We start from the raw sequence: 2,993 nt of genomic DNA, 5'->3' as shown, positions 1-2,993 counted from the left end.
GCGTCCCCAGATCCGTACTCGACGTCCGCGACTTCGACATCAGGTTCGTCAGGACCGAAGTCCCCATGTCGAACTTCACCGCTCACACTCCCCCGCACGCACTCGAACAGTTCAGGCCATCAGCTCACTCGAAAGTATGCCTGTTTCTATCAACCCGCATCGCAGCTGCAACGCCCAACACGCAAGCTGTGGCCAACGCATGACAAACCGCCAGACGACGGGACGGCCGCGCGCACCCCTCGCGCCATCACGCACACATCAGCCCCTCACGAGAAGAACGGTCACCGTCGGCAACGAGCGATTGCCGAATGTGCACGGCGGGGCGGATCTGGAGCGACCGGCCCGGGCCGCATCCCGGACACACGAAAGCCCTCCCGGCCGGGGCCGGAAGGGCTGGTCGCAGCGGATCGCGACGGGTCAGCTCAGGCCTTTGCTGCGTTCGCCGATGCGGTCGCCCTGCGGAGTGCCGGCCCGCTTGAGGCTGGCCTTCGTGTGCAGACCGCCCTTCACCTTGTTCGGCACCGGTCCGTCGAACCCGTGCCCCGTCGACCGCGGCGCCTGGCCAGGCTCCGGCGTCTCGAGAATGCGCTTCTGGCGCTCGTTTCTCATCCCGTCGTCAACTCCCTCGGGAAGCGTCCAATCGGTCTATTACAGATTATTGGGATCGTATGCACATATGCCACGAGCCGCACCCGGGCGAGCGACAGCGGGCGACAGCCGGCGACGGCAGGCGGCGCCAGGCGGCAGCCTCCGCTCCCGCCCGGCGGCGGGGGGGGGCAGCCGGCGCTCCCGCCCGCCCCCGGTCAGGGGCGCGCCGGGGCCGGCCGCGCCGCCGGTCCGAGCACCGTCTGGAGGAGCTGCTCCGGGCAGGGCGTCCCCCGCGGCAGCTGGTACTTCGCCGCCACCCGGTACTCCCCCGGTGCCGGGGCCAGCAGCTCCGTCCACACGTCCCCGTCCGCGCCTCCGTCCGGAGCCGCCTTGAACAGGCATCCGGCGGTGTTCGCGTACTCCTTCGGCAGCGTGCCCGCGCCCGCGCCCCCGCCGCCCCGCGCCCGCGACGCGGCGGTCTCCTGCGGCGGCGGCACGGGCTTGCCCGCGGGGTCCACCAGCCCCAGCCACGGCGAGTGCGGGATCCGCACCAGCACCCGCCCGGGCGCCTTCACGTCGACGACCAGCTGGTCCGCCCCGGCCCGGACCACCGTGGCCGGCCCCGACACCAGGTCCGTCGGCCGGTCGACCTTGAACAGCTGCCAGTTCGGGTCGCCCCACACCAGCTGGAGGTATGGGAGCCCCTCGCGCACCAGCTTCGCCTCCGCCTCGCCGCCCGAGTCGGGTTTGTCGGCGGGCAGCACCACGTAGTGCACGGCCCAGCGCTCCAGCCAGGCCCGATAGCTCTCGGCGGTGAGGGTGTCGTCGTAGAAGAGCGGGTTCCGCTCCAGGTCGGCCTGCCGGTTCCAGCCGCGCGCGAGGTTCACGTACGCCGGGAAGGCCGAGGACTCACGGTGGCTGCTGGCCGGCACCACCTCGACCCGGCCGCGCTCGGCGCCCGCCTTGCGCAGCTGGTCGACCAGCGGGGCCAGCTCCCGGTTCCAGGCGGCCACCGGGGTGGTGCGGACGATGTCGGTGATGCTGTTGGTGGTGATCCACAGCGAGACCCCCGTGAACGCGGCCGCCACCGCATACCGGTGCCGCGAGCGCCGCGCCGAGTACGGCAGCGCCGCCAGCAGCACGGCCCCGCCGAACAGCATGACCATCCGGGTGACGTTCGACCCGACCTGCGAGTCGATCGCCCAGGTCAGGAACACCCCGAGCAGGTAGACCGCCGAGGCGAGCCGGACCGTCTTCCACCGCTTCGGTACGAGGAGCAGGATCGCCAGCGCGCTGAGGAACGGCGGCACGGCCGAGCCCAGCTTCATCGGCTGCGTCCCGGAGAACGGGAACAGCCAGGCCGACAGCCCGACCACCGCCACCGGGGCCAGCCCCAGGGCGTACGCCCCCGGCCGCCGCCGGCTCAGGAACAGCGCGGCCGCGACCACCCCGAGGAACAGGCCCGCGACGGGGCTGGCGGCGGTCGCGAGCCCGGCGAGCGGGGTGGCCACCGCGGCCTTGGCCCAGCGCCGCCGGGCCCATGTGCGGGGCCAGCAGAACACGGCGGCGACGGCACCGAGCGCGAACATCGCGCCGAGCCCGAAGGTGACCCGGCCGGAGAGCGCGTTGCAGAACAGCCCGTGCACCCCGGCCAGGGCCGGCCACAGAGGTTCGCGCACGACACCGCGGCAGCGGGTCAGGATCAGCGCGAGCAGCCCGGCCGAGACCGTGCCGGCGATCATCATCGTGGTCCGGACGCCGAGCATGTACATCACATACGGCGAGATCACGCTGTACGAGACGGGGTGCATGCCCCCGTACCAGGCGAGGTTGTACGCCGAGTCCGGATGGCGGCCCACGAACTCGGCCCAGGCGTCCTGGGCGGCGAGGTCGCCGCCGCTGTTGGCGAAGCAGTAGAACCAGACGACGTGCAGGACGGCGGCGAGGACGGTCGCCACGGCCACCGGATGCCGCCGCGCCCAGTCGAGCGGCCCACCGGGCCCGACGAGCGCGACGGGAGCGACGGAAGGGGCTCCGGGACCCCCGGAACCCCCGGCGAGGGCCTCGGCCGGGCCGCCGGCGGCCACGGCGTCCGCAGACTCCCGTACCGGCCCGTCCGCGGGCTCGCCGACGGCCTCCGGTCCGCCCCGGCCCTGCTGCTCAGCGGTGGTCACTGCTCTGCCCCACTCCCCGGCCTCCGGGCGGGACACGCGTCCCGGTCGGTCCCGTCCATTCGTTCATTCCGTCCCGTTGCGGTTCCGGTTCCGGGTCCTAGCGGTTCCGGTTCCGGGTCCTAGACGCGCACCGGGGGGGGAGGGGGGGGGGGGGGGGGGGGGGGGGGGGGGGGGGGGGTGGGGGGGGGGGGGGGGGGGGAGGGGGGGGGGGGGGGGGGGGGAAAAACGAGA

General features: G+C 73.6%; 2 protein-coding genes. Both read right to left on the bottom strand.

The window, feature by feature from the left end; genetic code table 11:
* Positions 1-417 precede the first annotated feature (417 nt).
* Complete coding sequence (locus AC068A_RS37250) at positions 418-609, bottom strand: hypothetical protein (protein WP_478590733.1); 192 nt, start codon at positions 607-609, stop codon at positions 418-420.
* A gap of 194 nt (positions 610-803) precedes the next feature.
* A complete protein-coding gene (locus AC068A_RS37245) occupies positions 804-2,762 on the bottom strand; it encodes an MFS transporter (protein WP_478590732.1) in 1,959 nt (652 codons plus the stop codon).
* Between the last annotated feature and the right edge of the window lie 231 nt (positions 2,763-2,993).

The organism is Streptomyces sp. NPDC043854 (assembly GCF_056436005.1).
The sequence above is the reverse complement of the archived record's forward strand: the minus strand, read 5'-3'. Positions and strand labels throughout refer to the sequence as shown.